At 44.4% G+C, this 26,046-nt stretch carries 27 protein-coding genes and 1 pseudogene; 19 read left to right on the top strand and 9 right to left on the bottom strand.

Annotated elements, in window-relative coordinates; genetic code table 11:
- Positions 1–115: 115 nt before the first annotated feature.
- The 6 genes from BLS15_RS07595 (at position 116) to BLS15_RS07620 (ending at position 6,396) form a co-directional block, all read left to right on the top strand.
- Complete coding sequence (locus tag BLS15_RS07595; RefSeq protein WP_090510803.1) at positions 116–805, top strand: response regulator transcription factor; 690 nt, start codon at positions 116–118, stop codon at positions 803–805.
- Positions 806–2,344 carry a sensor histidine kinase gene (locus BLS15_RS07600; RefSeq protein WP_090510808.1) on the top strand — a complete coding sequence of 513 codons (1,539 nt, stop codon included), beginning with the start codon at positions 806–808 and terminating at the stop codon, positions 2,342–2,344. It abuts the gene before it with no gap.
- A gap of 211 nt (positions 2,345–2,555) precedes the next feature.
- A complete protein-coding gene (locus BLS15_RS07605) occupies positions 2,556–3,719 on the top strand; it encodes a TolB family protein (RefSeq protein WP_028532898.1) in 1,164 nt (387 codons plus the stop codon).
- A gap of 29 nt (positions 3,720–3,748) precedes the next feature.
- Positions 3,749–4,453, top strand: coding sequence for a stalk domain-containing protein (locus BLS15_RS07610; RefSeq protein WP_028532897.1), 705 nt, complete (start codon positions 3,749–3,751; stop codon positions 4,451–4,453).
- A 281-nt stretch (positions 4,454–4,734) separates the two neighbouring features.
- The gene (locus BLS15_RS07615; RefSeq protein ID WP_036667261.1) at positions 4,735–5,742 is read left to right on the top strand and encodes a fatty acid desaturase family protein; all 1,008 of its coding nucleotides are present in this window, start codon (positions 4,735–4,737) and stop codon (positions 5,740–5,742) included.
- A 30-nt stretch (positions 5,743–5,772) separates the two neighbouring features.
- Positions 5,773–6,396 (top strand): LysE/ArgO family amino acid transporter, encoded by a 624-nt coding sequence (locus BLS15_RS07620; RefSeq protein ID WP_028532895.1) that lies wholly within the window; start codon positions 5,773–5,775, stop codon positions 6,394–6,396.
- 170 nt (positions 6,397–6,566) lie between these two features.
- Here BLS15_RS07620 and BLS15_RS07625 read toward each other — a convergent pair whose 3' ends face one another.
- Positions 6,567–6,821 carry a helix-turn-helix domain-containing protein gene (locus tag BLS15_RS07625; RefSeq protein ID WP_028532894.1) on the bottom strand — a complete coding sequence of 85 codons (255 nt, stop codon included), beginning with the start codon at positions 6,819–6,821 and terminating at the stop codon, positions 6,567–6,569.
- A gap of 124 nt (positions 6,822–6,945) precedes the next feature.
- On the opposite strand from BLS15_RS07625, the pseudogene BLS15_RS07630 reads away from it, so the two are divergent.
- A pseudogene (locus BLS15_RS07630) lies at positions 6,946–7,131 on the top strand (two-component sensor histidine kinase); the annotation flags it as partial.
- 330 nt (positions 7,132–7,461) lie between these two features.
- Here the strand turns inward: BLS15_RS07630 and BLS15_RS07635 are convergent.
- Positions 7,462–8,793, bottom strand: coding sequence for an FAD-binding oxidoreductase (locus BLS15_RS07635; RefSeq protein WP_231515138.1), 1,332 nt, complete (start codon positions 8,791–8,793; stop codon positions 7,462–7,464).
- A gap of 619 nt (positions 8,794–9,412) precedes the next feature.
- Between BLS15_RS07635 and BLS15_RS07640 the strand changes: the two genes are divergently transcribed.
- Positions 9,413–9,646 carry a glycine zipper domain-containing protein gene (locus tag BLS15_RS07640; RefSeq protein WP_021253306.1) on the top strand — a complete coding sequence of 78 codons (234 nt, stop codon included), beginning with the start codon at positions 9,413–9,415 and terminating at the stop codon, positions 9,644–9,646.
- Positions 9,647–9,817: 171 nt separating this feature from the next.
- Here the strand turns inward: BLS15_RS07640 and BLS15_RS07645 are convergent, their stop codons facing one another.
- Genes BLS15_RS07645 through BLS15_RS07655 form a run of 3 tightly spaced genes read right to left on the bottom strand, consistent with a single transcriptional unit; the run spans position 9,818 to position 10,880 of the window.
- On the bottom strand, positions 9,818–10,330 hold the full coding sequence (locus tag BLS15_RS07645) for a DUF3231 family protein (protein WP_090510812.1): 513 nt from the start codon (positions 10,328–10,330) through the stop codon (positions 9,818–9,820).
- Positions 10,331–10,344: 14 nt separating this feature from the next.
- Complete coding sequence (locus BLS15_RS07650) at positions 10,345–10,650, bottom strand: spore coat protein (protein ID WP_021253308.1); 306 nt, start codon at positions 10,648–10,650, stop codon at positions 10,345–10,347.
- 29 nt (positions 10,651–10,679) lie between these two features.
- A complete protein-coding gene (locus BLS15_RS07655; RefSeq protein WP_021253309.1) occupies positions 10,680–10,880 on the bottom strand; it encodes a hypothetical protein in 201 nt (66 codons plus the stop codon).
- 264 nt (positions 10,881–11,144) lie between these two features.
- On the opposite strand from BLS15_RS07655, the gene BLS15_RS07660 reads away from it, so the two are divergent.
- Complete coding sequence (locus tag BLS15_RS07660; RefSeq protein ID WP_021253310.1) at positions 11,145–11,774, top strand: LysE family transporter; 630 nt, start codon at positions 11,145–11,147, stop codon at positions 11,772–11,774.
- Here BLS15_RS07660 and BLS15_RS07665 read toward each other — a convergent pair.
- Together BLS15_RS07665 and BLS15_RS07670 are read right to left on the bottom strand one after the other, a co-directional pair.
- Positions 11,716–13,113, bottom strand: a complete 1,398-nt coding sequence (locus BLS15_RS07665; protein WP_021253311.1) for an amino acid permease — start codon at positions 13,111–13,113, stop codon at positions 11,716–11,718. The genes BLS15_RS07660 and BLS15_RS07665 overlap by 59 nt on opposite strands.
- Before the next feature lie 355 nt (positions 13,114–13,468).
- The gene (locus BLS15_RS07670; protein WP_028532892.1) at positions 13,469–14,209 is read right to left on the bottom strand and encodes a class I SAM-dependent methyltransferase; all 741 of its coding nucleotides are present in this window, start codon (positions 14,207–14,209) and stop codon (positions 13,469–13,471) included.
- A gap of 414 nt (positions 14,210–14,623) precedes the next feature.
- On the opposite strand from BLS15_RS07670, the gene BLS15_RS07675 reads away from it, so the two are divergent.
- From BLS15_RS07675 to BLS15_RS29390, 7 genes are all read left to right on the top strand, one after another.
- Positions 14,624–15,193: an RNA polymerase sigma factor gene (locus BLS15_RS07675; RefSeq protein WP_021253313.1), complete on the top strand. Its 570-nt coding sequence runs from the start codon at positions 14,624–14,626 to the stop codon at positions 15,191–15,193.
- Positions 15,186–16,667, top strand: coding sequence for a DUF4179 domain-containing protein (locus BLS15_RS07680; RefSeq protein ID WP_021253314.1), 1,482 nt, complete (start codon positions 15,186–15,188; stop codon positions 16,665–16,667). The genes BLS15_RS07675 and BLS15_RS07680 overlap by 8 nt, the downstream gene beginning before the upstream one ends.
- Before the next feature lie 36 nt (positions 16,668–16,703).
- The gene (locus BLS15_RS07685) at positions 16,704–17,708 is read left to right on the top strand and encodes a hypothetical protein (protein ID WP_028532890.1); all 1,005 of its coding nucleotides are present in this window, start codon (positions 16,704–16,706) and stop codon (positions 17,706–17,708) included.
- Between the two features lie 323 nt (positions 17,709–18,031).
- Positions 18,032–18,547 (top strand): RNA polymerase sigma factor, encoded by a 516-nt coding sequence (locus BLS15_RS07690; RefSeq protein ID WP_021253316.1) that lies wholly within the window; start codon positions 18,032–18,034, stop codon positions 18,545–18,547.
- 164 nt (positions 18,548–18,711) lie between these two features.
- Entirely contained in the window at positions 18,712–20,073 is a 1,362-nt protein-coding gene (locus BLS15_RS07695; RefSeq protein ID WP_036590771.1) for an ABC transporter substrate-binding protein, read from the top strand.
- Positions 20,074–20,216: 143 nt separating this feature from the next.
- On the top strand, positions 20,217–21,209 hold the full coding sequence (locus BLS15_RS07700; RefSeq protein ID WP_028532888.1) for a hypothetical protein: 993 nt from the start codon (positions 20,217–20,219) through the stop codon (positions 21,207–21,209).
- A gap of 488 nt (positions 21,210–21,697) precedes the next feature.
- Positions 21,698–21,910, top strand: coding sequence for an RNA polymerase sigma factor (locus tag BLS15_RS29390; RefSeq protein ID WP_231515137.1), 213 nt, complete (start codon positions 21,698–21,700; stop codon positions 21,908–21,910).
- A 77-nt stretch (positions 21,911–21,987) separates the two neighbouring features.
- On the opposite strand, the gene BLS15_RS07710 is transcribed toward BLS15_RS29390, so the two are convergent.
- Both BLS15_RS07710 and BLS15_RS07715 read right to left on the bottom strand, forming a co-directional pair.
- Positions 21,988–22,167: a hypothetical protein gene (locus tag BLS15_RS07710; protein ID WP_090510817.1), complete on the bottom strand. Its 180-nt coding sequence runs from the start codon at positions 22,165–22,167 to the stop codon at positions 21,988–21,990.
- Positions 22,168–22,250: 83 nt separating this feature from the next.
- Complete coding sequence (locus BLS15_RS07715; protein WP_090510822.1) at positions 22,251–22,823, bottom strand: DJ-1/PfpI family protein; 573 nt, start codon at positions 22,821–22,823, stop codon at positions 22,251–22,253.
- Between the two features lie 958 nt (positions 22,824–23,781).
- Here BLS15_RS07715 and BLS15_RS29780 point away from each other — a divergent pair.
- The 3 genes from BLS15_RS29780 to BLS15_RS07730 all read left to right on the top strand — a co-directional run bounded on the left by BLS15_RS29780 (position 23,782) and on the right by BLS15_RS07730 (position 25,950).
- Complete coding sequence (locus BLS15_RS29780) at positions 23,782–23,910, top strand: hypothetical protein (RefSeq protein WP_268744441.1); 129 nt, start codon at positions 23,782–23,784, stop codon at positions 23,908–23,910.
- 373 nt (positions 23,911–24,283) lie between these two features.
- Entirely contained in the window at positions 24,284–24,427 is a 144-nt protein-coding gene (locus tag BLS15_RS29395) for a hypothetical protein (RefSeq protein ID WP_254777307.1), read from the top strand.
- A 176-nt stretch (positions 24,428–24,603) separates the two neighbouring features.
- Positions 24,604–25,950, top strand: coding sequence for an extracellular solute-binding protein (locus BLS15_RS07730; protein WP_021253323.1), 1,347 nt, complete (start codon positions 24,604–24,606; stop codon positions 25,948–25,950).
- Positions 25,951–26,046 lie beyond the last annotated feature (96 nt).

Below are 26,046 nucleotides of genomic sequence, written 5' to 3' on the forward strand. Positions count from 1 at the left end.
TGTACACTTAGCAGCAAACTTATGTTACCATCGAATAGGTATTATATTCCATAAGAACTCATAACGTCAAAAAGGATTGTTGAGCTAAACCATAAATAAATCAGTGGAGATGTCCATGATCAAAATACTTGTAGTGGATGACGAGAGCAGCATCCAGACGGCATTAGTGTACGCGCTGAGCAGGGAAGGTTATGAAGTGGAGACAGCTGCGGACGGTCAGGAGGCTCTGGAAAAGGTGGAGACGTTCTCACCTGAGGTTATGGTGCTCGATGTCATGATGCCTCGTGTAAGCGGTTATGATGTATGTCGCAAGCTGGATGGACAGCCGCGGCCTGCGATTCTGCTGCTGACTGTCAAGGATGATATTGTCGATAAAGTGCTGGGGCTGGAGCTGGGCGCTGACGATTTCATGACCAAGCCTTTTGATATGCGGGAGCTGCTGGCCAGAGTCAAGGCTCTATCACGCCGGGGAGGCTATGTACATCAAATGCAGCAGGAGCAGCAGGAGGATTTGCTGAGACTAGGGGATTTGACCGCAGAGATATTCAGCCGCACGGTAACTATCCAAGGAGAACTGCTGGATTTAACGCCTAAGGAATTTGATCTGCTGGTCTTGCTGATGCGCAATCCGGGGCGGGTCTATTCACGGGAAATGCTGCTGGAGAAGGTGTGGGATATGGATTTTGCGGGCGGTACTCGTACCGTAGATATCCATGTGCAGCGGCTGCGCAAAAAGCTGGGCAGTCACCACGGGCTTATTCAGACCGTGTACGGAATCGGTTATAAAAGCATGGGGTCACCCTAGATGACCGGAAGATTTCGGCTGGGCCTGAAGGGGAAAATGTCTTTGTTGCTTGCTTTGCTGCTCGTTTTTGTAGTGACCTGCCTGAGCGTGCTGGTGCTGAGCGGCATCCGGGAGAACCAGCGAACCATGTTGGAGCAGTCTTTTACCCGGCAGGTTGAAGCTGCCAATCTGCGCGTGCGGGAGGAATATCTGACCGAAGGAAGGATGCCGCCGGATCAGTTTATGAAGCAGATGGGTCAACGGCTGGCCGTGGATTTGGGCGCACAAAGCGGTATGGCGGTGACGATGTATACAGTGGATGGCTCCATTGCCGGCACCTCAGTGCCATTTCAGCCACAGGCAGATGTGCAGGATGCGCTGCAATTTACAGCACAGGGGCAGTCGGCGTACATTACTGAAGGGGATCAGCTGTTGTTTCTTGCTCCTCTGTACAATGCCGATCAGCGCCTTGGCACGGTGCAATTTCATGCTTTGCTCACCGAGCAAAATACGTTTTACGCCCAGATTCGCCGGTTGTTTCTATTTGCCGGAGGCATCGTGCTAGGTGTCGGTTTTCTCATCGGTTACTTGTATGTCCGGCGGCAGGTTAATGTCATTGACAAGATGAACAGGGCGGCAGCGCAAATTGGGCAAGGCGATTACCTGTCGGCCCCTTCGGTAGTCAGAAAGGATGAGCTGGGTGAGCTGGCACATGGAATCTATGAAATGAGCAGAAGCATCTCTACGTCAGTCGGTGCTTTGCGTGAAGAAAAACAGAAGCTGGTAGAGACCGTGGGGCGACTACGAGAACTGGAGCGGCAGCAAAAGCAGTTCATCGGCAATATCAGCCATGAGCTGAAGACGCCGTTAACCTCGATAATCGCCTACGCCGATTTGTTGAATATGTACAGCGATGATCCTGCCCTGTTGGATGATGCCGGAAGGCGCATCCATAAGGAGGCACAGAGGTTATACAGTCTTGTGGAGAAGGCAATACAGCTGTCAGCGATGGATGTTTACGAGTTTGAGACACATGCGAAGGCGGTTCCGCTGCAGCCATTGCTGGAGGAAGCAGTGGCCCAGCTGCAAGGAAAGGCGGATAGCTGCAGGGTTACGATCCTTACTTCGCTTGCTGCAGGTGAGGTGTGGGCTGATCCAGAGAACGTGATGCACATCATGCTAAATTTACTGGACAATGCGGTGAAATATAACCGGCCAGGCGGACATATTCACCTGCTTAACTACACTATAGCGCCAGCAGACGAAGCACACCGGATGATTATCGAGGTTGCCGATACAGGAATCGGTATCCCGGAGGAAGCTGTATCCTGCATTTTCGATCCGTTTTATACGGTCAGCAGAGACCGATCCAGAACCAGCGGCGGGACAGGACTTGGGTTAGCGTTGGTTCGCAATCTGGCCGAAAAGCAAGGAGGAACTGTACAGCTTGCCAAGACGGGAGCGGACGGTTCGCTGTTCAGGGTCGAGCTTCCACTACATGCTTCGAATGAAAAGGTCAATCTATACACCAATGACAAAGGCGAAGCCCGGAATGAATGAAATCATCCGGGCTCTTCACAATGGTTAAGCGTTCATCTGATTCCAGCTTTCTGAATTGTTTACAAGTTCGTTACAAGCCAGATATATTTGCGCAATATTGCCTCACTATTCTAAGGGCATGGGGGAGCTTGCAGCCGGTTGGTTCGGAAGGTGACAACAACTGGATCAAGCGACCTGGGTCCGAATAACATTTTGAAGCAGGAGGACCCCGATGAAGATCAACGAAGGAATATACATCGCCGGACTGCTTGCCGCGACTTTGCTGTCAGCTGGCATCTTATTCGGCTGTGATGCAGAGCAGAAGAGCAGTACGCTGGTTACAACAGGCCAAATCAGCACTGGAGATGGAGGAGAAAAACGTGAACTGACAGTGGTCAAGGAGAGCAAACCGCCTGCTGAGCAGGGAATTGCCGTTCAGCATATACACCGGATTGATGGCGCAAATATAGAGAAATGGCTGTCAGACCATGAACTGGATATCCAAGTAACCACGTTGGAGAAGCAGGCCACCGCTGCGAATGAAGCGCAATATAGCTACCGCCGATTCCGTTTTGATCTGGAGACTGGAAAGCGGCTGAGCATCAAGGAACAGACAGGAGCGGGAAAGGAAGAGTTCATCAAAGCATTCCTATCCCCTGATGGGAAATACAGCTTCATTCAGACTTGGAAGAATAAATATGAGGCTGTAAATGCGATCAAAAATATGGCTACAGGGGAGCAGCGTGAAGTCGCGGTCGACAATTATATGGAAGTAGGCGGTTGGCTCAATTCTGCCTCCTATATTCTAGCAGCCGGTTCGAAGGAGGGGCGAGGCGAGATATGGAACATATCCGTAGACGGTACCCGGGAAAAGATCGAGCTGAAGGATTCCGAAATAGAGTGCTTCACCGAATTTGCTGTGGGTAACGGAATGATATATTACACAGATGCTAAAAGCCGCCTGAAAAGCTTCACCCCCACACGTTCTAAGCCAAACCTACTTGCAGCTGATGTCTCCACCTTAAGCCTGTCTCCTGACAGTCAGCGGATTGCCGTCTCCACGGCGGGCAGCGGCGGGCAGGGAGAATCGCGCCTGCTCATATACGATACGGGTGGTCATTTGCAAGGCTTGCTCATTGGCAAAGGTGATCTATTGTCCCACCAAACCTGGTCTCCCGATTCCTCCAAGCTGGCCTTCGCTGTTTATACCGAGGATAAGGGCGGCATGAATGGGATTTATATTTTTGATACAGTCTCCGGTAAGGTTTCGCCGCTAGGGTTACCGTATTATCCGGCATACCCGCTAAGCTGGAACCCTTCCGGCTCCAGGCTGGGTATCACCGTGGATGACAAAGAGAAGCTTGCCGTAACCCATATTGTCGATTTCAAAAAATGAATTTGTTCAATAAAAAGGAGAGATTCGTTGTGAAAAAAGTACTTCTGTCCACTATCGTATTGGGAATGACTCTATCGGGAGCCGCCGGTGTATATGCCGGAAGCAAGCTGGAGAATATCAACGCTTATCTCAATCACGGCATTATCTTTAAAGTAAACGGATCCGATCAGTCCTTAACAGACAGTAATGGCAATAGGCTGGTGCCGATCACCTATCAAAATACGACGTATTTGCCTGTGCGGGTCATTTCCGACATGACTGGAATCAATGTCGGGTATGATGCAGCCAGCCAGCAGATTCGGCTGGAAACGAAGCAGACAGGCGATAGCCAGCCAGCAGGGGAATGGACAACGGTCAATTACAATAAAGCACAGATAAAGGCGATCAAAGAGGCTTACGCCGATTTTGAATCTTTTGAGACGGCCTATGCTCCTAAGCAAATGGCCAAAAACGACAGCTATGTTAAAGTGGGAGCGACAGAGGATGGAGTCAACCTGATCTTTAAACATATGATCGTTAATGTGTCGCCACGGGATTATTCCTCCGACTATAAATTCAAGGAGGTAAAGCTGTCCAATGGCGTCAACGCTAAGTGGTATACACCTTCAGATACGCCACTGCTGAGTTTCAAACTGGACGACCGGACGGTGACGCTCAGCTCCCCTGACGGTTCACTGAGCAGCAGCCAAATCGAAAAGGTAGCTGTTAGTGTAGCTAAACTGACTAATAATTAATAAGATCCCCCTGATGAAGTTGACATCAGGGGGATTTGTTTTGACACCGTTAAACCTTTAAAGAGCTGTTTACACAAAGTATCAGATAAGGTAATATATAGATGTTAAATATATAAAAATTACCATTACAAGCCCCTTTATGGAAGGCGGTGGAGGCTTGTATCGGAGATAATCGGCGAATTCAACCCGTTGCCCATCAAGATATGTCACCTAGTATCATTACTTCTTTAATAAGACAGAATCCTTGTTGATGTAGAGAAACCTAAGAAGGAGGCATAATGATGGAGGAAGATGTACGCAGCGAGAAACATATCGTGAAGAAGGCGATATTCTCAACTGAGATACGAAAGAAAGTACAAAAGCTGCAGAAAAGGAACAATTGGTATAATTTTTTCGCAATTAGCTACGACTGGCTGATTATTGCAGGAGGTATCTATCTCGCTAAAGCTTATCCAAGCTGGTGGATGTATTTGATTAGTCTCTGCTTAATTGGCAGTAGGATGAGAGCCTTCGACAACTTAATGCACGAGGCTAGTCATATTCTGTTATTCGAGAACCGCAACCTGAATAAGTGGATGGCTTGCTTTTTTGTAGCATTTCCTGTATTCACTTCCTACACGACTTATTGCAAATCACATTACATGCATCACAAGCACCTGTGGGATCCAGAATATGACCCAGATACGAAACGCTACGCGTTGATCGGGCTGGATAAGCCACAGGACAGTATCAAACAGTTTCTGATTCGTCACATCCTCAAGCCCTTAACCCTAACACATGTTCCCAAGTATATTTACGGTACGATTCGCGTAAACATCCTTTCCAAGGAAGAACCACGGTCAGAAAAGCTTGCCAAATCAATTTATTGGCTTACAATAATAGCAAGCAGTATTTCTTTCGGTTTTTGGAAAGAACTTTTATTATTCTGGTTTGTGCCATTGCTAACGACCTTTCAAATTTTTCGATATTGGGCTGAGATGGCAGAACATTCCGGTCTGAAGACAGACAATGAACTGTACGCAAGCCGCAACACGTTCGGCAATCCAATTGAACGTTTTTTAATTCACCCCCACCACGACAATTTCCACCTAGTTCATCACCTATTTCCGGCTGTACCTCATTACAACTTGAAGAAAGCCCATATAATGCTAATGGAGGACGAGGAATATAGGAAGGCGCATCACTGTACTGGATTTTTTAAATCATTTGTTCCCGGCTTCTTTAGCGCCATCGAAGACATCTGTGGAAGGCACTTTGGCCGCAATAGCCGCAATAAAAGAATAGAATAGCATTTCAGCAGGACAATAGGAGGAAGGATCTTGACTGTTGCATTTTTTCATGGCGTCGCATTAGCTTTTGGTCTCATTATTCCACTTGGGGCGCAAAACGTATTCGTATTTAATCAAGGAGCATTGCAGAAGAGATTTTCACGAGCGTTACCCGTAATTCTAACTGCCGCATTATGTGACACCTTGCTAATCTTGCTGGCTGTGCTGGGTGTCTCACTCGTTGTGTTACAGCTTGCATGGCTGCAGCTTATTCTCTTTGGTGCTGGGCTGGTATTTCTAGTCTATATGGGATGGTCCGTCTGGAAGAGTGAGCCTCCTAACACGGAGCAGGACGGGAATGTATTAAATGCCAAGAAGCAGATATTGTTTGCACTTTCTGTCTCGTTGCTAAATCCTCATGCAATCTTAGATACGATAGGCGTCATTGGCACAAGTTCACTAAGTTATACGGGGAATGAAAAATTTGTATTCACTGTTGCCTGCGTCGTTGTATCTTGGTGCTGGTTTTTTGCGCTCGCGATTGCAGGGAAGGCCGTAGGAAAATTAGATAGCAATGGTAGGTTAATCCGTAATATCAATAAGATTTCGGCCATTATTATTTGGGCTGTCGCGATATATATATTAAAGCAACTGATTGAACAATTGATGGCTTGAGACTTGAGAGAGTCACATGTACTAGTTTGTCGGATGACAAGAACATAGTGACGTTAAAAAAACCGCTAAAATGCGGTTTTTTTCTTTATGTCATTATAAACAGGAAGCCGTTTAATATCATCATGGCCTTACCGCTTGTATATTGTGCAATATCAATCATTTATCCATCTTTATAAAAGCCTAGCTATTTTTAGAGCTAACTGGATTTTCAGTAATTCCTCTGCGATTTTCAAGTCAGTGTTTAGAATTTCATTGATTTTTTCAATGCGATAGATCAGCGTGTTTCTGTGGATGAACAATGTTTTAGCTGTTTCACTTATATTAAGATGGTTATGCTCTAACGTTACGATATAGCTCGTTCCGTGCAGCTGGTCATGTTCATAAACCTTACCAAGACTTTGAGTAAAGAAAGCTTCTAATTCCATCTCCTTAATATTGGAGTCTAAGATCGATTCTTTCTAGTTTGCATGTACGATGACGTTCGTACTCGATTCTTACTATAATAATGATGAATAGGGCATTCATTGTCAAAAAGGGCTGAGGTGAGTTATGTCAATTAGAGTCAAACTACTGCTGTCTTATACAGCGATGCTTATCATTAGCCTTTCCGTCTTTTTCTTGATTGCTGGTCTGTTCACGACTGCGGCGACAGGCGACATTCATAGCATTCGGGATTTCTATAAAGTCCATTACCAGCTTAATCCGCTGACAGAACAAGAAGAGTCGATCTTCCTCGGCGATGACATAGGATCCATGCGAGTTGAGAACCAGGGAGCCGGCGTGAATCTGGCTAATAGTAGTGGAGTGACACCATTGCAACATGCAAAAAAAACATGGGTACCAAGCAATGGTTGACGTTTTAACGAACGCCGGCGGGAAATAATCAATCGAAAAAGGATAGAGCCCTGATGATCTCAGTGGGGTTCTATCCTTTTTTGTTATTAGTTAATGCGCACAGAGTCAAAGTACCGATAAGACGAGATGTATTAGAACCATCGCCGCGTTATCGCTCCAATAGAAAAAAAGTATTTTCGTAATGCTTAGATTAAGATAGGGTAGTGCAGTTTAGCAGCGGGTGGGCGGAATGCTTTGCGGGAAATGAAAGAAATTTTTCGGATCATACTTCCTTTTAACCCGTGTTAGTCGTGCAAAGTTAGCGCCGTAGTAAGCCCGGGGCCATTTCTTAATGAAGAGGTCTGGTGTATTGACGTAAACTCCATGAGTAAATGGAAGCATCGCTCGGCGAAAGTCTTCCACCCAACGGATTCCCCGCTTGTTCTCTACTGATGTACCCAAAGTAGCCTGGATTGTCACATCTGACCAAGCCTTACGCCAAAAGTAAGCTATAGCCCGCCTTGGCACGTTGGCGACCGCCGCGTTCAAGCCATGAAAAAAGGCGCCTGCCGAGGAGGTGGGTGGATTTTCGATAAAGCGCCTAATGGTGAATATGCCTTTGTCAGGCAGGTGTTCAACATAGGGAGCTACGCCCTTAAAAGGATAAGGCTGCGAAACCTGGGCATCCGCTATTCGGTTTACGGAATCGATCCATGTTATCTCTTCAATGGATACGTTCCTTGGAGAGCCGGTCAGCAGTAATGGCTGGAGTAATTGTTGCAGCTCTGTGGTTGTACCGAGAAATACGCCTTGAAAAAATATAGGTTTCTCTGGGGGCCCTTGTTGTCCGTTATTAATAGCGAGAAGGGGACCCAATCTTGGGTCTGAGCCGGGAGCAGTAAGCTGTTGCCATGTTCGAATTACTGGTTCCATATCACGTAAGTCCCAGGTGATTTCAGCATAGGCGACATTTTCAATGCGGTGAGTACGGAATCGGTACTTGGTACAGATGCCGAAGTTTCCGCCTCCACCGCCACGCAACGCCCAAAATAGGTCAGCATGATTGTTGGCGTTAGCATGGAGAACACGTCCGTCGGCAGTGACTATTTCAGCATCGAGTAAGTGGTCCTGTGTGAGACCATATTGTCGAGAAAGAATACTGTGACCGCCTCCTAAGGTAACCCCTCCGATGCCTGTTGTTCGGCAGAGTCCGACCGGAACGACAAGTCTCTCCTCCCAGAGCGCTTGGTTCAACATACCGCCGCGAATCCCAGTCCCTACAGTGGCAGTGTTGTTCTTCCGGTTCACATCTACCTCATGCAAGTTGGTCACGTCAATTACAATTCCTCCAGTAACGACTGATAATCCCTCGTAACTGTGACGTCCGGAACGCATGCGAAGGGGGACGTTATAATAACGAGCCCAGCGAACAGCGTTTACGACATCTTTAGTTTCCCGAGCGAAAACAATGACCCGAGGGAATTTGTTGAAGTAGCGGTTAAACTCCTGCCGCGCGCTTTGATATTCTGGATTACTTGGTCGAACAATATCTCCAGTTAGCACAGGCGGACTACCACGCCTCAGTACATGAACGGTTTTTCCTCTACAGGTACTAGTCCCAGTATTTTTCGCTTTTCTCCTAATCTTAAGGTGTTTCAGTACAAGCCCCTTTCTTGGGAAGCCTTTTGTTGGTGTTTTTTACTCTACGGAGCTTCTTTCCACCCATTCATCACACATCCCATCGCTTTGTTATTTCCCCTCTAGAAAACAGTCGATTTGAAAGTCATCATTAGTAAATGATCGGTATGATAAAGGTGTATGGATGATTGCCTGAGGCATGCTGTTTATTTCCCACTATATCATTGAAGCGATGCTCAATACCCATTATCAGGAGTTTTCGAAGGAGATCACACCATGTTATACATCATGCCTAATCAACTGCATCATCATGAACAGCATTAGCACACCTGGGTAGATGCTCTCCAAAACATGGGGCATTTAGGAGCTCTGTGGGAGTTTGAAATACAAATATAGTAGAAGCCATGCATTCATTAAATTTTTCCTTATTGGTTGTGCGTCTCCAGCTTGGTGAATCAATTTAGTTAGGGTAGGGAAAGATATGTTTTGGAATGATACGCAGGCAACAGCAGCGTTTCCTATCACAAAATGAGGAGTGACAAAAATGGCTAAACACAACGAACGTAACCGAAACGATGATTCTAAACACAACACGGCTGGTCTGGGAACTGGAGAGACTGTAGGAACAGTAAGTGGTGGTGCTGTAGGTGCTGTAGTTGGTTCTGCTTTGGGCCCTGTAGGAACTGTTGTAGGTGGTATCGTAGGCGCATCGTTAGGCAATAAGGCAGGCGATCAAGTTGATAATAATACCGGATCTGAACAGGATAAACAGGACTAGCTCCATATTTTAGTGAGAAATCAGGGTGCCGAGGAAACTCTGCACCCTCTATTTTGCTCAATTGTCAATATTCTGCTCTTGATACCGTTAATATCCACACCGCTACGCGATGATTAATCTAAACAACAGATGGAGTGTTAAGTTTTTTGCTCTAACTTGTCGTTTATTCTTCTAATCTGTTTCCGGTCTCTTTATTAGCAGAGGAGGCGGAATTAGCCACCCTTTTTCCTTACTCATTTCAAGAGCTTTCAATCCAAGAGCTGCTTTAGTCATGTGGTATTTTCCAAACAGTGCTCCAATGTCTTCCCGAATGGATTTCCCCATTACTTGGCTGCAGGCAACCATGCTGGCTGCCGTATCAGCAGAAACCAACGGTGCAATTTCTTGATCCGCAAGTCGAGCCCCAACAGGTATTTCCTCAAGTTTGGCTTCCGGTCTCTCAGGCGGGTACGGACTAGGTGCTATTCCATTCTCGATTAATATTTGATCGCATTCCTTTGCTTCAAGCTCAGCCTGGTTAACTAAGTCCTCTAATAACCTTTTTAGATCCTTGTCCCCAGCATGGTTGAGGTAAGCTCGATATACAGAGACGCACCCTTTAGCTTTGGTTGAGAATCCCCATACATCGAATATCTCTCCATAATGTAATGGCTCATCTTTCGGATTACCGGTTAGAATTCCCATATTCTATGCTCCTTTTACCTTTCAGCGTTAAATAAATGTAAGGATGTATTTGCAGCATTTATGTCTACCTGCAACTGCTCGTGCACGTTGTAAGGATGGTAAAAACCTTTTCCCACCATGTAGGAAGTGATTGCTTCATGGGTTTGAATGGCCGTGTCCAAATGTTTTTTTAGTACATTTCTGATTTCCGGCGTTGCGGCTTCTGTAATGGCAACCGCCAAATCTTTAACTCCGGATTTTGCGGTGATAAGCATGTCAGAGGCAATGATTTGATCGGACATTCCGTTCATTCCGGTAAAATTTTTAGCTAAGTGATTCATAATTCGTTCACCTTTCTGTGATAGTCACTTTATTGTTGGATGCGAGTCAGAATGTTTTTATAGTCGGCTATCGCTTGAGCTGAGTTTTGAATGTCGGTTTCCATCAATGCTTTTAACTGTTCGCAAGAAACCAAATTGTACATAGATGCCGTTTTGTTCATGCAGGTGTTTTTGCTATTCATCAGTTCATGGATCTCCAATACCTCATGCGTTGCAAGTTGATTATTCACAGCAAATCCTCCTATCCAGTCATGCAAATTTAGGTACAGATTGAATCTTTTAAGTAATGTGCTCCAAGAGAGTAGATTTATTCACCTTACTCGAATGTTTTGAATACGCTATGGGTAAATTTGCTGAGTTATCTGAAAGATAAACATTTTTTGAACGTAAGCTGCCACCATCAAGATTGCAGCTTTCTGTTTGATCTAAAGTAGTCGTACAAGCCACATTCCCCTCATATTATCTATAAGCAGTGTATATGAGGAGGTACGAAAGTGAATATATTGATTAACCATTTTCTGTTAGGTTTATCATTGGCCGCTCCCATTGGCCCGATCAATGCCGCTCAGATGGATCGAGGGATAAGGGGGGGATTTTTGCATGCTTGGCTCGTCGGCCTTGGTGCAATGGTTGCCGACGGAGTATTTATGCTGCTCGTTTATTTTGGAGTGATTCATTTCCTGAACATTCCGTTTATGAAGACGTTTCTGCTGCTGTTCGGGTTCTTTATCCTAACTTACATTGGTATCGAGAGCCTGATTAACGCAGGGAAAACCGGAAACGAAATGAGAAGCAGCAAAGAATCACTAGCCAAATCGTTCAGCGCCGGCTTCATAATGTCGATCTCCAATCCGCTCTCGATTTTGTTCTGGGTCGGAATATACGGCTCCGTTCTGGCTGACATGATTGCCAAGTACAATGCTAAAGAAGTTCTATTATATAGCTCGGCGATAATGGCTGGCATTTTGTTGTGGGATGTTCTAATGGCACTCGTAGCCAGCATGTTCAGAAAATTTTTAACTGCTCGCCTGTTGGCAGCGATATCGATTATCTCCGGTTTATCTCTTATCGGATTCGGCCTTTATTTCGGTTTCGAAGCCTATCGCGTTTTGTTTCGGGTGTAAATCGACTTTCTTCAAAGGAATCATGTTCCTGCTTGTTCCAAAAATGCCTCATGATTAGAGTGACGCACCCTATGACCGCAACGAACCCGAGACTGATGAAAAATCCCGGCCTGCTGATTTTATGGAATAGGGTGCCGCTCAAGGCTAATACAACTAATGCCATGCCAATGTAACGCTTTGCCTTTCCCCATCCATTCAATCGAAGCAGCCTGCCTGACGTCAGCAATATAAAGAGCCAATTATAGAGCAGCATCATGCCCGCGGCGGTCGTAATATACTCATATATGCTCTCTGGCATCAATAAGGCGAATAGAACCGATCCGGCAAGCCCGGTAGCCGTTAATCCAATGGCTGCCCATGGTTTCCGTTCTTCCTTCTTTCTTGTTTTTGCGAAAAAGGCGGGGGCATCACCATCGGAGGCCAGTGTTACTATCATTGATGTAACGGCAAATAGGGAAGCCGTCATCGTTGAGAATCCTGCAATAATGAGCACCGCGTTGAAAAAATGCGGGACAAACGTCAGCTTGTAATCCACTAATGCGACTACGAATGGACTTTCTTTCGCCGCATAGGATTGCCATGGCTCCAACATAAGCACCAGACCAATTGATACGACATACGTCAACATTAGAAGAAGCAGCATACTCTTGCCTGCCTTCGGGGCGTCTTTGGGATCTTTTAACCGCGTCGTCATTAGTCCTAACGCTTCCAGACCTCCATAACCATAGAATGCGAATATTAAGGCCGCCCAAAACCCCGTTATCCCTGTAGGCAGCCAATTTTTTGGGAAATCCGGGCCATGGGAATTCGTTTTTAATACGCCGAATAACGCCAAAGCAGCAATGATGAAGAAGACGAGGATCGCAGCTATTTTCATCACGGCGAAAATACTTTCCATTCGTTCGAAGCCTTGCGTACCCCAAGTGATGATTAACAATCCAAGAATTCCGAAGCCTGCTGCAAAGCACCACATCGGGATCTGCGGGAACCAGAATCGGGAAAACAGGGATAGGGCCGTTAGCTGGCTCCCCATAATCAGCAATTCCGCCGACCAATATACCCACCCGCTGCTGAAGCCTGCCCACTGACCGAATGCTTTCTTTGCGTAGGAGCGAAAGGAGCCCTCCATCGGATCTTTTGCCGTCATTTGAGATAGATAATCATAGACAAGGTAGGCCCCAAATGCAGCCAATGCGTATGCAATGACAGCTGATGGGCCCCCGACTTGGATCGCGATATGTGAACCTAAGAAGAACCCCGTTCCGACTGTACAAGCTACACCAAGCAAAGAGAGCTGCCACCATTGCAGTTTCTTAGTATTCTTACTGTTTTCTGACATACGCAGTGCCTCCGGAATAGCTCATTGTTTAATCATGTTATTATTTTCTGGAGACTTAAGCATTATGCAAACTTGTAGCGGCTAATGGGATTGTAACCAAATAAAAGAGGATATGGTGGCCGTTATATGATAGGAGTGAAGCTGAAATAGCGTTTAGAGCGATCTAACCGGTATTCTTGCTTTCAGAGGCTCGTATCGGTTCATGCGGGTTAATTGAAGAAAGACGCGTTCTGATGTCGTTAATTAGGCATATGTAACAGTCTTTCATATGTAATAGGGGTAGTACCAGCTAGCTGACACCACCCGTATACAAATGAATTAATATGTAAGATTCTTTACCGCTGGAGAGTTCTGTTTATCGTTTTCTTGCTTTGATTACAAAAGTTACAGGGAGCATCTTCGCTTTTTTTGCAAAATCGTTGTTATCGTCCTGCGATTGCAAAATTTCATCATCAGATTCCTCAATCATTTGCTCAATGACAAATCCCGCTTTTGCCAACGCATTCACATAGGTTGAAAGTTTACGATCCGATAATGTTAGCGCACCTTCATCAAGAGATACCGAATACCAAGATTCATCAAAATAACATTTATTAAAAGCAAGCATATCGTTTTCTGCAACAACACATTTGTGTATGGGGTGAGACCAACTGAAAATAAATACGCCGTCTTTTTTAAGGTAAGAAGCGATTCGGCCAAAAGTACCCTCAAGGTCGGTGGTCCAGCCTATGGCATAAATCGAATAAACAAAGTCAAAATAATCCGTTGGTATGCCACATTCTTCTTCCATGGGAGAGCAGATCAATTTTGCTGACAAGTCGCATGCCGTCAAGTGATGCTTTGCCTTTTCGAGTTGTTGTTCTGATATATCCACAGCCCATAGTTCAGATGCTTTGCGTTCCCCGTGATATTGCAAGGATTGACCGTTTCCACAGCCTATCTCCAGCATCTTTTTCCCTGAGACATCGCCAAAAAGCTGGCATTTTTCTTCGGAGACAAATGCTCCGTAAAAAGGAAGCACGATTGCTCCTAAGAAGTCGCTTCCTTTTGTATTCCAATAGAAGCTGTTTGTTTGATACACAGAATTCTTGTCCATGTCAAAGCCCTTTTTAAACGCTTTAATGAAATACAAAAATATATTAATTATAATGAGGTTGTAGGCTGGTCATTACTTTTCTCAGAGGACAATCCGGATGAGACACAGATACACACTGAAACGCAGGCTATGGTCCCGGTCGAGCTATCTCTGCCTGATGGGTATATCCTCGAACCGGTTGATTTACGGATATGGAACCATATTTGACGGCAGTTTTTCAGTTGACTTGTTTGAGTCGCGGTTGCGGCTCTTTTTTTGTATTTCCCAGAGTCAATTACAGATGTAAAAAAGCTCTGTCAATCTGATCATCAACCAGTTCACCCAAGTAAGGGAAAAGTTTTTTTCTCTATTTATGAACCAAAATACGAGAACTGGTGAATAAGAAGTGAAAGGAAAAATGAGGAGGTCTTTGAAGTGAAAGAAAGCAATCATTATCCAATACCCAGGGAGGGAAATCCAGATGATTTTGAAACACTTGTTCAACCTCACTTAACTAGTGCATTTCGAGTTGCTTATTTGATCGTCCATGATTACCATCTAGCTCAGGATGCCGTTCAAGAAGCTCTATGGGAAGCGTATCAATCCCTTTATCGATATGATGAACGAAAAGGGACATCATTTCGAGCTTGGTTTATGAAAATTGTGACACATCGTGCACTTAATATAGTGCGAAGAAAGAAAAAAACGGAAGAATATATGGACACTATTGACCCTGGGCAAAATCCATTGGAGAGTATTCTGCAAAGGGAGCAGGAGCAGCAGATTTGGCAAGCGATTCAGTTGATGACGCCGAAGCATCGCTCTGCCGTTATTCTTTACTATTATGAAGAGTTTAGTATAGCTGAAATTGCCAAAATCCTCGGTGTGTTTGAGGGAACGGTAAAATCAAGGTTACATAAGGCCAGAAAGTTAATTGCTGAAAACATACAAGCGAAGAAAGAAACGCAGGTAATTACTGAGATGGGAGTGGTCGTGCATGACTAATCTTGACCAACAGATTACACAAACTCTAAAAAAAGTAGCTGGAGAATTGGATCAGCCTAATTTTGTGATCCCTTACGAAGTGGTAGCCGCTAAAAGAAAAAGGTCGCGTTTACTAGGCACTTGGGTACTTCCCGTCTCCATTAGCTGCGCTCTGCTTTTAACGATTTCGGTGAGTCCTACCTTTGCGGCCTATGTTAAATCATTATTTGATAGTTCTGATCAAGAACTGCAACATGCAGTGCAAGAGGGTTTTTCACAGAAGGTAAATGCCTCTGTTACTGATCAGGGCTATACCCTTGAAATAGAGGAGATATTGGCCGATCCAATGAGAATTGTAGCCGTTTATTCGATCAAGGATCAGCAAAAGAACTTTATTCATCCGGATAAGCTTCAAATAAGTAACGTAGAGGTAACAGATTTGAAAGGGAATGTCATTAAAGAAACTGAAATATATCAGTTAGAAAAGCAAGAAAATTACGGATATCTCACTCTAAAAAAACCCGGGGAAACAGAAGAACAGAAGCTTGTATTACAGTTCGAGGGAAATCAGATCGACTCGGTTAAGGGAAATTGGGCCTTAAAGATTCCTTTTGATTTAGAAAAAACAACAAAGGCTTCTCAGGTGCTGCCAATCGATAAGACGTATACCACACCACAGGGACTGCAAATCAAACTAAACAGCATTATGCATTCACCAACTGCTGCTCTTGTGGATTATGAAACGAAATGGACGGAAGAGGCAAAGAAAAGATTAGTAGAGGAAAGCAAACAAGTGAAAGGAAAATTAGATTCAGCTGATCCTTATGTTCGCTATGATGATTTTAAACTGAATTTTCATGTTGAAGATGAAAAAGGAGAGAAAGTAAGTGATTTAACTAGGGCGCTTGATGCGCCACGCAAGGCCTTGGGAGAATACGGTCATTCGAATCGGCAGTATGGATTTGCTCCACTGTCTCCTGATCATCAATATACGCTAGTATTGGATTCTTTAGTAAAAACAGAACCGTATGAGCTAGGCATATCATTTGAGCCAAAACAGCTTGCCGACAAACCTGTACGAGTAGATATGGATGGCAAAACGATTGAGATCAAGTCCGTATCCTTTGATGAACCAATAAATGAAGCATCTCCCAAGACTGAGAAGCACGTTACGATTTTACTAGAGGCTTATTTAAAGGATATAACCTATATTAATATAGCAGATACGATTTTAATGGATGATGACACAGATAAAATTATAAATCGTTTTGGTTGGACGATTAAGGATGAAGCGGGCAAAGTATACGATGTAACAGGTGGAGACTTTAAAATGATAGGAAAAGATGAACAAGGCAGAAACCATATCCGAATGAAATTGCAAAGCTATGACATGAAAGAACTCCCTCAAAAGCTTAGTCTTACTTCAGAATTGGCAGAAAAGAGCTATGACCTGAATTGGAAAGTACCATTGCCAATGCCAACAGAAGACAAATAAGTCACTTAGGTTTTGCTCATTTTAGGAGGAAACGAAATGAATGTGAAGAAAACCGGTGTCGCTGCAATGCTTGTATGTGCACTATCTACAGGAGTTTTATCCGAAGCGGCTTATTTGCCAAGGGCTTTTGCCCAACAAGCGAAGGCCAAAATCGAGGTTAGCGAAGAAATGATTGCGAAGGTGAAAAAGGCAATAAAAGATGCCATGCCAAATTCGGCTTATGAAATTGTCGATTATTCGCAGGTAGGAATGCCGAATTTGCCTGACGGGGAGTACATTCGTTTCGAGCTAAGGGACAAACGTGGACATATAGTCGTCAATTCACAATCCGAAGAAATCGTGCTTTTCAGCCTGGTGGCGGATCTCAAGGATGTACCTTTGTCCATTCTAACTGCAGGCAAAAATAAACTGAAAGAATTGGATCCGAAGATGGCGCAGGTAAAAGACGCATCTAGAGGCAAGGATACTTGGACCCTGCACGGTATGAATTTAGCTACTTTTGTCACTATTGATGGAAAAAGCGGAAAAGTAACAAAGGCAAACATTAGCTATGCGAAGGCACCAGATAAATCTAAGGTTGATATTGCGCGTAAAACGATGAAGCTCTTAAACGGCGGACAGCACGTAAAGGTGCTTGATGGGGTGAACCTAAATTATAATCCTCAGAACAAGGAGGGAAAGGTGCTGAAGTTCTTTGATGAAGGATTGAAGAATTCTATCCTGCACAAAGTGCACATCGGAGCGGATACCGGGAAAGTATGGGAGGCCGAATTGCTTCGAGAAAAAGAATACTATAAATCCGACGATGAATATAAGCAAGCGTTTGCCCAGCCGATACTCACGTCCGAACAGGCGATCACCAAGGCTGCGCCGACGGTAAAGCAGCTATTTGGCGTTGATTTGAAGGGATCGAAGGTAGCGATACAGCTCGATCGCTATACGTTCACTAAGCAAGGACAGCCGACCGTTATCGCGCTTGTCAATCCAAAAGGGACATTCCATACATTCGAGCAGCAGCCGATTAAGGGCCTGAAAAATTAACAAGTAAAAGCGATGAAATCATAAGAAGATCACAATAAGCTGCAAACAGAACAAAGGATCTGTTGGAAAGGTAGAAAACTACCGCCAGGCAGATCCTTTGTCAGTTACCCTCATTAGCGTGATATGAACTTAATAAAAGGGTACTTTTTTTAGACTTAATGGAACCGGGAGTTACCATGATTGCAAAAAAATCGAATGAAAACAATGTTGCTAGAGAGCCATAGTGACAGAATCTTCGGTTTAAAAAAACCATCCGTAAATAATTATATTTGCAGATTCCAGAACTATTTTGAGCACTCATGCCTCGTTGCCGAGGAGGAACTATGGTTCAGAAGATGATGATTGACCGTGCGCAGCGGGGCGATAAGAGCAGCTTCGCGTTTGTAATACAACAAATTCAAGACGAATCGTACCGAATTGCTAATAGCTGTCTACTCGATGAAGCCGCCAGCATGGACGCGGTATGTGATGCTGTGGAAGAAGCCGTTATTCATATCCAAAAACTCGATAATCCGGAAAGATTCAATATTTGGTTCAATCGGATTGTGATTCAAAAATGCAAATCCCATTTGCTCAATAGTAAATTAAGCGTCTACATCGATGATAAAGAAGTTAAGGGACTTGTGAAACGCCAAACGACGGAAGAGAATTTGGAGTTGCAAGCCTTTATGAAACAACAGTCGCCAATGACGCGATTGCTTATTCAACTGAAGTATGCAGAAGGATATACGATAGAAGAAATTACGGAGATGACGGAAATGCCGCTCAACACGATCAAAACGAAAATTGATAACACGACGATCAAGCTGTTTAAACAGAGCCGTAGAGGGAGGATGTAATATACCCAGTGACTGTCCGGTAATTTCCTTCGCATATGCAGCAAATGAGAGCATGTAATAATGGAGCCGAAAAAGAACAGGAAGCATCGCAGTCGGTACATATAAAATTAAGCTGACTCGGCGAATGCCGAGAGGCTATTCAAATACAAGGAGGGGAGAAAGACTTGAGTAAAAGATGGAGGTTGGGCATATTGCTGCTGAGCATGTTGTCTGTATTAACGGGATGTTTTTTGGAAAAGCCGGTATTGGATCCATTGGATGAAAACAAGGGGAAAATAAAAGTTACTTATTACGGTGAGGAATCGTTCTACCGCGATTACGGAAGCTATTTCAATGTCAAATTCCCGAATATTGAGGTTGAAATCATTAGCACTGCTGAGGCGGATACGGCAGCAGATATGGAAAAACTGCTGGACAAGCACAAGCCGGACGTTGTGCTGCTGAGTGAGCATATGTTCGAATCGTATGCGCAGCAAGGAAAGCTCTATGCGTTGGATGACATTATTGCACAAGAAAAATTCGACCTGGAAGGCTACATGCCGGGCCTAATCGAAATGATTCGTACGAAAGGAAGAGGGAAGCTGTACGGGTTGTCCCCTTATTTTTATAATCAAGTGATTTATTACAATCGCGACTTGTTCCAAGCGTACAACATCGAACTGCCACGCAACAAGATGAGCTGGCAGGAAGTGCTGTCTTTATCCAAGCGCTTTGACGATATGAGAACTGGCAATAACGAAATTTACGGTTTGTATCAAAGGCCTTCCGAATTATTGATAAATATTGCATCGACTTCTTCCCTTCAAGTCGTTGATGCGAAGGGAGCGAAGATGCGCATCCGATCCGACGGGTGGAAGCAAGCCATTCGGATGGCAACGGATGCGGTGCGGAATTATCCGCCCGGACAAGTAGAAGGAATGAACAATCTGTTCCTTCAGGGGAAGGCGGCCATGGTCATGGATGGCCCTTGGTTCGCCAAAGAGCTGCGGCGTGCCCCTCTGCGCGATAAAAAATTGAGCTCTATCAATTGGGATATCGTTACGGTACCGATCGACTTAGCAAGACCTGACGAGTCCTCCAAGGTGCGCTTGTCGGAAATTTTTGCGGTAATGGCGGACTCCGCGAACAAGCGGGCTGCCTGGGAGTTCGTCCAATTCGTCAATGGAACGAGCATGGAGAAGGTTGCTTCCCGCAATCCGATATCTACTTTGCCGACGAGAAACCAATTTTTCAAGGAATTGGAGGGCAGGAGCACAGAACCGTTCTATATGTTGAAACCCAAGTCATCTACGGAATCTTCCCCTGTTGAAGGGAGCTTGGGATTCTGGGTAGGGTACGGCAACAAACATGTGCCGGAAGACTTCTACTCACCGTTCAGTGAATTGTTGGACAAAACTTTGCAAGCGGTCATGCAGCGCGAGATGACGCCGGATGAGGCGGTCAATGAACTGGAAGCGAAGGGGCAGCAAATGCTGAACAAGGCGCATACAGAGGAGAGGGAGAAAAAAGAGCAGACCTCTCCCTGAAAAGTTGATTACAGGGGAACCTTCTGTATTCTGACGTTCTCTTTCAAGTGAATAATAAAGGATTGCCCTTTTGTCTTATAACGATCCAATCGTTCGATTATGAAGTATACATTATAATATTTCAACTTTAGGAGGGAATCGAAATGAATGTGAAGAAAACAGTTGTCGCTGTAATGCTTGTAAGTTCACTCTCTATAGGGGTCTTATCCGAAGCGGCTTATTTGCCAAGGGCTTTTGCCCAACAATCGAAGGACAAAATCGAAGTTAGCGAAGACATCATTGCGAAGGTGAAAAAGGCAATAAAGGATGCCATGCCAAATTCGGTTTATGAAATTGTCGATTATTCGCGGGTAGGAATGCCGAATCTGCCTGATGGGGAGTACATTATGTTCAAGCTTAAGGATAAACGCGGAGACATTATCGTCAATTCGCAATCTGGAGAAATCGTATCTTTCAGCTTAGTTGCAGATCTTAAGGATGTACCTATGTCCATTTTGACAACGGGCAAGAATAAATTGAAAGAATTGGATCCGAAGATGGCACAGGTGAAAGGCGCATATAGAGGACAGGATACATGGATCCTGCAAGGTCAGAATTTCGCTTCTGTCACGATTGATGGCAAAAGCGGCAAAGTAACAAAGGCAACAGTTAGCTATGCGAAGGCGCCAGACAACTCCAAGGTTGATATTGCGCGCAAAACGATGAAACTATTAAACGGCGGGCAGGACGTAAAGGTACTTAATGGGGTGAACTTGAATCATAACCCTCAGAACAAGGAGGGCAAGGTACTAGAGTTCATTGATGCAGAATTGAAGATATGTATCCTCCACATCGGAGCCATTACCGGGAAGATATGGGGGGCCGTATTGCTTCGAGAAGAAGAATCCTTTAAATCCGATGATGAATATAAGCAAGCGTTTGCCCAGCCGATACTCACGTCCGAACAGGCGATAGCCAAGGCCGCGCCGAAGGTAAAGCAGCTATTTGGCGTTGATTTGAAGGGAACGAAGGTAGCGATACAGCTCGACCGCTATACGTTCACAAAGCAAGGACAGCCGACCGTTATCGCGCTTGTCAATCCAAAAGGGACATTCCATACATTCGAGCAGCAGCCGATGAAGGGCCTGAAAAATTAACCCGAATAGCGATTGAAATCATAAGAAGATCACAATAAGCTGCTTACAAGACAAAGGATCTGTTGGAAAGGTAGAAAACTACCGCCAGGCAGATCCTTTGTCAGTTACCCTCATTAGCGTGATATTAACCGCTTTTACGAACAATACCTCTATAATCAAAGACATTTTTAGACTTAATGGAACCGGGGGGAATGATAACAATGCTGCTAGAGAGCCACAGTGACAGAATCTTCGTTTTAAAAAAACATCCGAATATAATTATATGTGAAGATTCCAGAACTATTTTGAGCACTCATGCCTCGTTGCCAAGGAGAAACTATGGATCAGAAGATGATGATTGACCGTGCGCAGCGGGGCGATATGAACAGCTTCGCGTATGTTAATACAACAAATTCAAGACGAATCGTACCGAATTGCGAAAATGCAAATCCCATTTGCTCAATAGTAAATTAATTGTCTTCATCGATGATGAAGAAGTTAAGGGACTTGTGAAACGCCAAACGACGGAAGAGAATTTGGAGTTGCAAGCCTTTATGAAACAACAGTCGCCAATGACGCGATTGCTTATTCAACTGAAGTATGTAGAAGGATATACGATAGAAGAAATTACGGAGATGACGGAAATGCCGCTCAACACGATCAAAGCGAAAATTGATAACACGATCAAGCTGTTTAAACAGAACCGTAGAGGGATCATGTAATATAACCCAGTGACCGTCCGGTAATGACGGTCTTGGATGGAGTCCGGAGATAGCGGAAGAGCAGGTTAGGAGCGCACTCAGAAAAGAGAAAAGCGCAAGGAGATCATCTGTACCAGTCCCGTTACGAAGCAACTGCACATGACGAATCCTTCGATGGCCTGAAATGTCAATCGAATCCGCTGTCTGTCTTTCTTGTCGGTGACCTGCTCCAACGGATGTGGTTTTCCCTTTTTAAGATATCGTTTCAGCTTCGGCATCGGCTTGCTCCAGAAGCGGTAGCCGAAGGCGCCGAGTTGAGTAGCTGTCGTGTAGCATTATCTATTTCTGACTTGATTTGAAATTAAAAATATAAACCTTTGCCCACTGGCTGAACAGTTTCTAGCACAGTGTCAACCATTTCTTCATTAATTAGGGTTCTTATAATCCAAGCTGAGAGATCTTGAGCAGCAAAACAACCTGCGGCAGTCGAGATATTTCCTTCGTTTACGAAACTTTGCTCAATAACGTCTACATCAAATTCTTTAAGTTGTTCTACTACGGATGGATATGTAGTTGCTTTTTTGCCAGTTAACAATTTTTTAGCTCCTAGTAGTAGTGAACCAGAACACATAGAGCCTATTAATTGTCTTTGAGGATCTACATGAATGCTATTAAGATATTCTTGATTTTGATATAAATCTTGTACACCCTTACCACTTGCAAATATTACAGCGTCAGCGGAAGGTATATCAGATATGCTTCCTGTCATGGGGATACGTAAGTCAGACATGGATATATGAGTTTTTTCCGTTCCTAATAGTTGGACACTCCAATCAGAAATACCGCCAACTAGACGTACACGATTTAATAAATCCCATGGTAAAAAAACATCTATATCAGTAAAGTTATCGAAACAGACTATTGCAATTTTCATTCTCTAGCCCTCCATTATAAAAATATTAAAAACATTATAACAATTTCAAGTGGAGGTAACGAGGTTTAAATTGTTTAATAACTGGATATAGCCCCAGCGTTACCAAGCTGAATTCGATTCGTTATTGTCGGCTGCGCTGAAATCCATTATTAACAAAGAGGAAACGCTGGACGATGCGGTTGCCGAGCTTCAGATCAAGCGGCAAGAAATGTTAGATCGATTGCGGTAAACCAAGTAGGGGTAATAAGCGAATTAAAAAAGGCTCTTTGCTATACTGGATGGGAGAAGCCTCCATCTGCAAAAAGCAATCAAAGTATATGCAGGAAAGAGATTAAGCTGAAGAGTGTCGGCGAGAAGATAGAATCCTCTCCTGATGGTGCAAAGGTTGAATCCATAGACGGAAAATATGCTAAACTAACAAACGGCTTTAGATGGATGCTTGAGGATACGGATGTATCGGTTGAAAGGAGCTGGGAAAGGTAACTAACGTATTTCATAAAGCGCGTAAAGCGGTAACGACTAACAAAAAAATACGGAAAAAGAGGCTAAAGACGTGGTCGCTCCGCTTGCCAAGGAATTATTCAGTATCGATATTACGGGATACGAAGTAAAGTGGAATAGCTTATATCAAGACTACTGCTTCGTTAAAGATCAAGAAACCAGAGTAAGAGTGGCATTAGATGCCAATAAAAAGGTAGTGTACCTTAAATCCGGGGATAATGCACTTACTGGAGGAGAAAGCCCTGTTAGAAGTAGACTAGAGGAATAATGCAAAAAAGTAGAAGTAGAGATTATCCATTTGAAGCATCCGAAAGGGTGCTTTTTTTTATGTGCTCCGATACTTCTATCCAAACATTAATGTTCTCTTAATTTTTATTCATATAAAGTTTCGTGGTAAAGTTCTATTCCATTCATTAGCATTATAGCTATCAGTTGTTCCATTATAGGAGGAAATAAAATGAACATTAAAAAAGCAATTCTAGCGTCTTTGATCGTATCCAGTATGTTAGTGGCCGTGGCAGGACCGATTCCTGCAGGAGCCGAGGCTGCGCAAGGGCAGAAGCAAATAGTTAACAAGAAGGTTTAAATTGACCAGAAACTGGCCGCCAAGCTGCAAAAAGCGGTAAAGCAATTTGCGGGGAAAGAGGTAAAGTTGCAGGATGCTGCCGAGTCTACATTTAATACAGAGGCGTAAGTTAAATCGGTAGATGGAAAGTATGTCGTTGTCTTCGATTATAAAAAAGGTAAAGTATCGGCGGTAGAAGGAACGATTCCACTCGATAAAATCAGTAAAGAGGCTCAGGCGAAGATCCTGAAAGCACTGAAAAGTGTATACACGAAGAAAACATACGTCCTTGATAAAGAAGTGGTGCAGCAAAAGCAATGAAAACGGCATTTGTTCATGATTTTGAATTAACATCCGCTCAACTTCATTCTGATGGGGACAAGGTTCAAATGTCTTGAACGTGTATCATAAAACAAGAAAAAAGGTAACGACCAACCAAGAGGTTACGGAAAAAGATGCAAAGGAAGTGGTCGCTCCGCTTGCCAAGGAATTATTCAATATCGATATTTCGGGATGTGAAGTGGGACAACCTATTTAAAGATTGTTAAAGGCAAAGAGACGGTATTGCAAGCAGCGTTGGATGCTGATAAGAAACCCGTGTACATCAGATCGAGCAAATAGACGTTATCTGATTAACCTTTCTTTCAGTTTGAAACTAGAAGAAGTACAGGGTTCATTGCAAACTGCGCTTGAACAAAGAGGGAGATAGAAAATATGCATAATAGATGGAAGATTGTGATCTTGCTGCTAATGATCGTTTCCTTAATGAGCGGCTGCTTCGGCAAGAAGGAAGTGCTGGAGCCTATACAGCCAAGCAAAATCAAGGTGATCTATCAGACTGAGGAAGCATTTGACCTAGATTATGGAAAATATTTTAAGATGAACTACCCGCAAATTGAAGTTGAAGTCATCCCTAAAATTCAGGTACTGAAAAATCTCGGGAAAATGATTAATCCAGATGAATATGATTCAGAGGTAAGGAAGTTGTTGGAGCGCTCTGGTGCAGATGTGCTATTGCTGGATCAGCAAAATTTTGAGCAATTCGCCGCCAATGGGAAGCTGTACGGCATAGAGGAAGCGATTCGGCAGGACAACTATGATATCGAAGGGTTCATGCCGGGACTGATCGATGTCATCAAAAATTTAGGCGACGGCAAGCTATATGGGCTGACTCCTGCAGTCGGCATTAAGGCTTTGCACTATAACACCGCATTGTTCCGGGAGAATCAGATCGATCCACCAACGAACAAGATGACCTGGCGGGAGGTTTTCGAGCTAGGTGCAATATTTTCCAATATTAAACACGGCGATCGTCCGGTGCGCGGCGTTTTTCTTGATGACTTGAGAGGTGTTGGCGATTTGATGTACGATATCGCCAAGACCTACGGATTGCAGCTGTTCGATCCGAAGGGAGAGAAGGTGCTCATTAATTCCAAAGGCTGGAAAGAGGCGATGAGTCTGGCTACGGATGCAGTACGCAACAATGTGGTATATTTCGACCCCGTAGCTCAACTCGATTCGTCGCAAAACCTCTTCGACGACGGCGTGGCCGCGATGACGTTCAAAGGTGTCCCCCATGCCGGAGAATTCGGATTTAACGCGGATAAGGTGCCGGTAGAGTGGGAAGCTGTCACGGTACCGATTGATCCTGCGGATAAATCTACAGGCGTGTACCTTGACTCTCTCTTTGCGATTGCCGCCGACTCGTCTAATAAGCGAGCTGCCTGGGAATTCGTCAAGTTCGTGTGCGGCCCGGAAATGGCTCATGCCCGTTCGAAAACGATGGACGGCACTTTGCCTTCGCGTACCGGATATGTGAAGGAATTCAAGGGCAAGAGCATGGAAGCGTTCTATATGCTGAAGGTCAAGCAGGCTGACTCCATACGGCAGAGCGGTCGTGTTCCATTCAAGTTCTTCACGCTGTTCGATGAGCCGCTGCGGGAAGAGCTGCAAGCCGTTGTCGATAACAAGAAGTCAGTGGATGAAGCGGCTGCCGTATTGGAGGCCAAGGCGCAAGAGTTGCTTATACAAGCGCGAGCAGCGTCAGGTAAGAAGCCTTAAGGAATAGTAACGTGTTCTTAATTGATGTTAATGGAATGTTATGTGGTTATTTACCAATTCCTACGCTAAAATATCTAATCGATTTTATATTCAAGT

The sequence above is a fragment of the Paenibacillus sp. cl6col genome (assembly GCF_900102125.1).
Classification (GTDB): domain Bacteria; phylum Bacillota; class Bacilli; order Paenibacillales; family Paenibacillaceae; genus Paenibacillus_B; species Paenibacillus_B suaedae.